Annotated in this window: 10 protein-coding genes and 1 pseudogene; 3 read left to right on the plus strand and 8 right to left on the minus strand. The window is 70.3% G+C overall.

Annotation, left to right across the window (positions count from 1 at the left end):
• Positions 1-388, plus strand: a 388-nt coding sequence (locus GJ633_RS12350; protein ID WP_197431329.1) for a ribonuclease H-like domain-containing protein, incomplete at its 5' end; no start/stop codon positions are given.
• A 3-nt stretch (positions 389-391) separates the two neighbouring features.
• Here the strand turns inward: GJ633_RS12350 and GJ633_RS12355 are convergent.
• Complete coding sequence (locus tag GJ633_RS12355; RefSeq protein ID WP_321169064.1) at positions 392-1,486, minus strand: polymer-forming cytoskeletal protein; 1,095 nt, start codon at positions 1,484-1,486, stop codon at positions 392-394.
• Positions 1,487-1,664: 178 nt separating this feature from the next.
• Between GJ633_RS12355 and GJ633_RS12360 the strand changes: the two genes are divergently transcribed.
• Both GJ633_RS12360 and GJ633_RS12365 read left to right on the plus strand, forming a co-directional pair.
• On the plus strand, positions 1,665-1,841 hold the full coding sequence (locus GJ633_RS12360; RefSeq protein WP_156589074.1) for a DUF5786 family protein: 177 nt from the start codon (positions 1,665-1,667) through the stop codon (positions 1,839-1,841).
• 102 nt (positions 1,842-1,943) lie between these two features.
• Entirely contained in the window at positions 1,944-2,141 is a 198-nt protein-coding gene (locus GJ633_RS12365; protein ID WP_156589075.1) for a DUF5800 family protein, read from the plus strand.
• Positions 2,142-2,178: 37 nt separating this feature from the next.
• On the opposite strand, the gene GJ633_RS12370 is transcribed toward GJ633_RS12365, so the two are convergent.
• The 7 genes and pseudogenes from GJ633_RS12370 to ureC all read right to left on the minus strand — a co-directional run.
• A complete protein-coding gene (locus tag GJ633_RS12370) occupies positions 2,179-2,895 on the minus strand; it encodes an urease accessory protein UreF (RefSeq protein WP_156589076.1) in 717 nt (238 codons plus the stop codon).
• Complete coding sequence (locus GJ633_RS12375; protein WP_197431330.1) at positions 2,892-3,410, minus strand: urease accessory protein UreE; 519 nt, start codon at positions 3,408-3,410, stop codon at positions 2,892-2,894. The genes GJ633_RS12370 and GJ633_RS12375 overlap by 4 nt, the downstream gene beginning before the upstream one ends.
• Positions 3,407-3,547, minus strand: coding sequence for a hypothetical protein (locus GJ633_RS12380; protein WP_156589077.1), 141 nt, complete (start codon positions 3,545-3,547; stop codon positions 3,407-3,409). The genes GJ633_RS12375 and GJ633_RS12380 overlap by 4 nt, the downstream gene beginning before the upstream one ends.
• Positions 3,544-4,539, minus strand: a complete 996-nt coding sequence (locus GJ633_RS12385) for an urease accessory protein UreD (RefSeq protein WP_394351154.1) — start codon at positions 4,537-4,539, stop codon at positions 3,544-3,546. Before GJ633_RS12385 ends, GJ633_RS12380 begins: the two co-directional genes overlap by 4 nt.
• Before the next feature lie 83 nt (positions 4,540-4,622).
• A complete protein-coding gene (gene ureG / locus GJ633_RS12390; protein ID WP_156589078.1) occupies positions 4,623-5,243 on the minus strand; it encodes an urease accessory protein UreG in 621 nt (206 codons plus the stop codon).
• On the minus strand, positions 5,243-5,569 hold the full coding sequence (locus GJ633_RS12395; protein WP_156589079.1) for an urease subunit gamma: 327 nt from the start codon (positions 5,567-5,569) through the stop codon (positions 5,243-5,245). The genes ureG and GJ633_RS12395 overlap by 1 nt, the downstream gene beginning before the upstream one ends.
• Positions 5,570-5,617: 48 nt before the next feature.
• A pseudogene (gene ureC, locus GJ633_RS12400) lies at positions 5,618-7,047 on the minus strand (urease subunit alpha); the annotation flags it as partial.

The following is a 7,047-nucleotide window of genomic DNA, read 5'->3' on the forward strand; positions in this document are numbered from 1 at the left end:
CGCCGACCGGCTCCGCGAGCGGTTCGCGGACGCCAGCCTGCTGGCGACGTTCAACGGCGCCCGGTTCGACGTGCCCTTCCTGGAGACGTCGTTCGGGATCGAGGTCGACACGCCGCACCTCGACCTCATGTATCCCTGCCGGCGGCTCGGGCTGTCTGGCGGCCTGAAGCCCATCGAACGCGAGATCGGCGTCGAGCGCGACCGGCCGGACATCTCGGGGCGGGACGCCGTCCGCCTGTGGCGCGAGTACGAGCGCGGCGACGACGACGCGCTCGACACGCTGGTCTCGTACAACCGCGAGGACGCCGAGAACCTCCGAACGCTCGCCGACGTCGTCTGCGAGTCGCTCCACGAGAACGTGTTCGTCGACCCGAACGCGAGCGAGTAGCGGCTACGTCGCTCCCGCGTCGGGCTCGGTCGGCTCCGCTTCGGATCCCCGCGTCTCGTCGCTCTCGGAACCGTCGCTCTCGGCGTCACCGGCGGCACGTTCGCCCGCGTCGCTTTCGTCGGCCTCGGACTCGCCTGCGTCGGCGGCCGCGTCTGGTCCGGCTGTCTCGGATTCCGTGTCGTCTTCCCCTTCCGTCTCCGCGTCGCCTTCGGACTCCGCTTCCGGGGCGTCTGCGGTTTCTTCTCCCACGTTCTCCTCGTCCGTCCGCTGGACGAGCTTCATCTCGCCGCGGGCGCGGAGGGTACCGTCGATCGACGCGCCATCGTGGATCACGAGGTCGCCGGCCGCGACGTCGCCGCGCACCTGCGCGCCGGCCGCGACGGTGACCGTCCCGCCGCGGGTGGTGACGTCGCCGTGGATGACGGTGTCCTCGCCGACGGTTATCTCCTCGCGGGCGCGGAGCGAGCCGAACACCTCGTTTCGCTCGCCGGTCCGGATCGACTCGGCGCGGATGTTCCCGTGGATCCGACAGTCGTCGCCGACCGTCGCCGGCGTCGAGACGCGCCACGCGTCGTCTGAGATCTCGGCGCCTCGCGGGATCAAGAGCGGCTCGCGGACGTCGTCGCCGTCGGCGAGCGCGGCCGCGAGTTCGTCGGCGGCGTCGGTCTCGCCGACCCGGAGGAGCTGTGAGAGGACGATGAAGTAGAAGACCAGCGCGGGGACGGGGTTCCGGATGACGATCCACCCGTTCGCCTCGAACCCCTCCTCTATCGTCACGTCGTCGCCGATGTCGAGGTCGCCGGAGACCATCAGCTGGCCGGTGACGGTCACCCGCTCGCCGAGGTACGCGTCCTCCCCGACGAGCACGTTGCCGTCGACGGTACACCAGGTGTCGAGCCGGCAGTCGCCGTCGGCCTCGATGTCGTTTTCGACGCTCACCCGTTCGCCGACCGCGACGTTGCGCCCGCGGAGCCCGAACTCCACCGTGGACTGGCCGCCGACGAGCACGTCCCCGTCGGTGACGAGGTCGTGCTCCTCGACGGTCGTCCCTGACGGGACCGCGAGTTCGTCGATGGGACCGTCACCGCGCAGCGACACACCGGGAGCACTCCCCGCGGACGTATAAACCGTGCGGGGCGTCGGACGCGCGTCGGACGCGCCCGGGCGGACCCGAGGCCGGGTCGACGGGCACGACGGGCGGGGCGGACGCGTGTCACTCCCACGCGGAACGCGGCCGGGCCGCGGCGCTTTTCACTCCGGGAGCGAAGGGAGGCGTATGGGATTCGGATCGTACGACGAGAGCGAACAACAGGACCAGGACGTGGACACCGACGACGACGGCGCCGTGAACGTCCACGAGCACGACCACGACGGCGACGTCTCCATCGAGGGCGACGCCTCCACCGACGACCTCGTCGGGCGGCTCGACGAGATGCGCGACGACGAGGAGTAGTCCGTCGCATTCGCCCGGTTTTTCGCCGCGTTTCGGGTGTCCGCCGCGCGGCACCCAGACGCCGACGACTCCCTTTTATTCGGGCGACGACTACCGGCGACCATGAGTACCGATCTGACGTTCACCGACCGCGGGGTCGACGTCGTCTACGAGGGGACCGAGTTCGAACTGGACAAGGAGCTGATCGAGGAGGCCACCGGGAAGACGTACCGCGACGTCACCGACCACGAGGTGTTGCAGATCGTCGCCGAGGACCCGGAGTTCGACGGCGAACCGGTGCGTATCGGCGACGTCCTGTAGCCCAGCCCGCGCGGTCGAACCCCCGCCCGCGACGGTATCAGCTCATGAACAGCCGCCGGTCGGCCCGCTCGTGGGCCATCCCCATCACGTCGGTCAGCGGCGCGAACGAGCACAGCGCGTCGAGGTCGGCGTCGTGGTATCGGTCACAGACCGCCTCGATCACGGGGAACAGCGCGGACAGCTGCGACTGGATCGCCGTGTGGCCGAACCGGCCGAGCCGCTGTGCGGCCCCGAGCAACCCGGTCACCGAGGCGTACGCGCTCACCAGCGCCGCCTCTCGGCTCCCGAGCCCGGCTCGCTGGCAGACGACGCCGAGGACGACCGGGAAGTGCCCGTCTGCGCGCCCCGCCTCGCGGGCCGCCGCGTAGTCGGCGAGGACCCCCCCGACGGTCGCCTCGGCGAGCGGTCCCTCGTCGATCTCCCCCAGGAGGTCGAGCAGCTTCCCGCCGGCCTTCGTCGAACTGTCGCGGAACTCCGCCGGGAGCGTCGCCGCGCCGAGCCGCTCGTCTGCCGCGCGGATCCCGTCGAGGTCGCCGGCGGCGGCCGACCGGTGGGCGACCCCGAGCGCGACGATCTCGGCGGGGCCGATCACGCCGCGGAGGTACCCCGCGACGAGGTCCCCCAGCTCGTCAGCGGTCTCGACCGCGTCCTCGTTGAGGTACTGTTCGATGCCGTAGGAGGCCGTGTAGGTCCCGACCGGCAGCATCGAGTCAGAGAGCCGAAGTGCCGTCAACAGCGCGTCTGACGACGTCATCGCTCCTCCGTGTCGCGGTGTTCGTGGTCCTCGTGCGTGTGGTCCTCGCGCGTGTGATCCTCGTGATCGCCGTGTGCGCGCTCACCGTGTTCGTGCTGGTCGTCGTGTTCGTGCTGGTCGTCGTGTCCGTGCCCGGCCGCCGCGTCGCGTTCCTCGACGAACCGCTCCGCGGCGACGGTCTCGTACCGGGTCGTCGCGCCGGCCGGGAGGTACGGTCCGAGCACGTCCTCGATTATCGATCGGTCGGCCTCGACCGGGACGTAGACGGCGCCGTCCTCGACCGCGACGTCCCAGTGCTGGTTGCCGATCCGGTGGCCGAGTTCGACCGCCGCGGCCACGGTGGTCCCGGCGGCGGACGCCGTCTCCTCCCCCGCCGGGAGGTCGATGACGAACGCCTCGCGCGGCTCGAAGGCGACCACCACGGCCACCTCCGGCTCCAACACCAGCACGTCGCCGGCGGCCAGTTCGGGGCGGTCGACGACCACGCCGAGTTCGGTCCCCGCCTCCGTCGTCACGCGGAGCGCGACCGCTTCCGGTCAGTGTCGTCCAGCCGGACGCGTTCGAGCGTGCCCTCGCGCTCGTGGGCCGCGATCGCCGCCGCGAGTTCCGGATCCCCGTCGACGTTCCCGACGATCCCGTCGACGCGTCTCATCGGCCGCGACCCTCCAGCGGGGCGCCGACGACGAGCAGCGCCCGCCGCGTCTCGTCCCACGCCGCCTCGACGGCGGCGGTCACGTCGGCCGCCCGGTCGCCGAGGACGCGCACGGCGACCCCGGCGTCCTCGCGCAGCACGGACGCGCCGGCCGTGACGCCGGTCGGCGGTACGGCTTCTCCAGAGTCTCCGGTGGCTTCGGCGTCTTCGGCGTCTTCGACATCTTCGACATCTCCGGTGCCGCCGGCGTCTGCGCTCTCGTCAGCGCCGGCGATCCGAGCGTGGATCCGATCGGCCAGTGCGTCTACGTCCGCCGCGTCAGGTGCGAAGACGTAGAGCGTCCCGACGACGCCGTATTCCCCGACCGTCGCCGGGTCCCGCGGGTCGCGCTCGTCGGGCCGGAGGTCGACGGCGTCCGCACAGACGAGCGAGCCGTCGACTCGCGCCTCCACTCGGCCGTGGTAGTGGTCGAACCCGAACGGCTCGTGGTCGGTGAGCCCGTTCGGGACGAACACGTCGCCGACGACCGCGGTCGCGTCCGGCGCCAGCTCGACGGCGGTCGTCTGGAGACACCGGGCGTCCGCGTTGAGTATGGTCGGCCCCGGGAGGTATTCGAGATACGCTCCCGACTCGGCGACGAGCGTGGCGTCCAGGTGGGCGTAGCTGGCGTTCATAGACTGGACCTTCGTCGCGCTCTGTGTCGTCACGTGAGCGCGCGCGCCGGCGCGAGCCTCGACCGAGAGGCGCCGGCGGTCACCCTGGGTGACGACGCCGGTCGGGTCCTGCAGACAGATCGTCGTCAGCCCCGGCGCGGGGTCGCCGTCGAGCGTTCCAGTCAGGTGGTACGGCACCTTCACGAAGTCCGACAGCAGCCGGGTGGGGTTGTCGCCCTCGCGGGCAACCACGAGGTCGGCGACCCCGTCTTTGCCGTGCCCGAACGCCGGAGACTGTTGGAGAGCTTGACCGCCGTACTCGCGGAACGCGGGCGGGATGCCGACGTGGAGGTCGTCGTCGCCGTCCTCGCCGCTCTCGTTGTCGTCGTCGCCGTCGGCGCCGTCGCCGTGTCGGTCGGCGCTCACGCGAACAGAACGCTCCGTTCGATCGCGTCGACCACGTCGTCGACTCCCTCCGGGGCCTTGCAGTTCGTGAACGCCGTCGGGTCCTCGCCCCGGACCGCGGCCGCGTCCTCCCGGATCACGTCGAGGTCGGCGTCGACGTGCGGCGCGAGGTCCGTCTTGTTGACGACGAGGAGGTCGGCCTGCGTGACCCCGGGACCGCGCTTCCGCGGGATGTCGTCGCCCTCGGCGACCGAGATGACGAACACGAAGTAGTCGGCGAGTTCCGGGTTGAACGTCGCGGCGAGGTTGTCGCCGCCGGACTCGATCAACACCACGTCGAGGTCGGGTTCCCGCTCGGTGAACTCGTCGACCTTCGCGAGGTTCATCGAGGGGTCCTCCCGGATCCCCGTGTGCGGACACGCGCCGGTCTCGACGCCCGCGACCAGCTCCGGCGGGATCCGGTCGGCGAACGACTCCCGCAGGCGGTCGGCGTCCTCCTGTGTCATGATGTCGTTTGCGATGACGCCGACCTCGTAGCCGGCGTCGTCGAGCCGCGGAACGATTTGTTGGACGAGCGCGGTCTTCCCCGAGCCGACGGGGCCGCCGAGGCCGACGGTGGCGACGTCTCGGTGCCCCATTATTCCAGCTGCTCCCGGCTGTCGCTCCGGATCGGGTCGTGGACCGTCACGAGCTTCGTGCCGTCGGGGAACGTCGGTTCGACCTGCACCATGTCGACCATCTCCGGGACGCCGTCCATCACGTCCTCCCGCGACAGGAGGCTCGTCGCCTCCGCGCGGATCTCGGCGACGTCCATCCCCTCGCGCGCGCGCTCGCAGACCCAGTCGGAGATGTACGCGACCGTCTCCGGGTGGTTGAGTTCGAGCCCGCGGTCTCTTCGTCGTCTGGCCAGCTCCGCGGCCATGAATATCGTCAGCCGTTCGTTGTCCTTGGGTGAGAGTTTCATTCGTTGTCCTTTGGTGGGTGTCTCATTCGTTGTCCTCGGGTGAGCGCGTCACAGCGTGTACCGCTGTGCGAGCGGGACCTCCTCGGCCGGCTCGCAGGTGACGTGCTCGCCGTCGACTTCGACCTCGAACGTCTGGGCGTCGATCTCGATGTCGTCCGGCGAGTAGTCGTTGTGCAGCATGTCCGACTTGCCGACGTCGCGGGTCCCCTCGACCGGCCGGACCGTCGAGTCCAACCCCAGCTCCTCGCCGACGTCGTTCTCGTAGGCCGCCTTGCTGACGAACGTCGTGCTCAGGGCGTGCTTCGCCTTGCCGACCGCGCCGGCGCGAGACCGCTGCATCACGGGTTCGCAGGTCATCAGCGAACCGTTCGCCTCGCCCATCTCGCTGTGGACCGGGAAGCCGCCCTTGATCACGTACTTCGGCTTGATACCGAAGAACTCGGGCTCCCACAGCACCACGTCGGCCATCTTGCCCGGCTCCAGCGACCCGACGTACTCGTCGATGCCCGCGACCCTCGCGGGGTTGATCGTGTACTTCGCGACGTAGCGTCGAATCCGCGCGTTGTCGGCGCCGGTCCCCTCGTCGGCCGGCAGCGGCCCGCGCTGGGCCTTCATCTTGTGGGCCGTCTGCCACGTCCGGCAGATCACCTCGGCCATCCGCCCCATCGCCTGGGAGTCGGAGGTCATCATGCTGATCGCGCCGGTGTCGTGGAGCACGTCCTCGGCGGCGATGGTCTCCGAGCGGATGCGCGACTCCGCGAACGCCACGTCCTCCGGGACGTCCGGGTTGAGGTGGTGACAGACCATCACCATGTCGAGGTGCTCGTCGAAGGTGTTGACCGTGTACGGCATCGAGGGGTTCGTCGACGAGGGCAGCATGTGTTCGTGAGCGATCAGCTCTAACACGTCCGGGGCGTGGCCGCCGCCGGCCCCCTCGATGTGGAAGGTGTGGATCGTCCGCCCGTCGATCGCGTCGAAGGTGTCCTCGACGAAGCCGGACTCGTTGAGGGTATCGGTGTGGATACACACCTGCACGTCCTCCGCGTCGGCGACGTCGAGCGCGGTGTCGATGACGGCGGGCGTCGATCCCCAGTCCTCGTGCAGCTTGAGTCCGGTCGCGCCGGCTTCGATCTGCTCGACGAGCGGCTCCGGGCGGCTGCTGTTGCCCTTCGCGTAGAAGCCGACGTTCATCGGCCACTCCTCTGCGGCCTGGAGGAACCGGTGGACGTTCTCCGGCCCCGGCGTACAGGTCGTCGCTCCGCCGCCGTAGCCGCCGCCGAACATCGTCGTGATCCCGCTGGCGAGGGCGTGTTCGAACAGCTCCTTGCTGTTGAAGTGGACGTGGATGTCGAACGCGCCCGGGGTGGCGATCAGCCCGTCGGCCGGGACGGTGTCCGTGCTGGTCCCGACGACCAGGTCGTCGTCGACCCCGTCCATCCGTGTCAGGGCTTGCCGGCCTTCCCGACGCCGACGATCTC

Source organism: Halorubrum sp. CBA1125, assembly GCF_009742825.1.
GTDB lineage: Archaea > Halobacteriota > Halobacteria > Halobacteriales > Haloferacaceae > Halorubrum.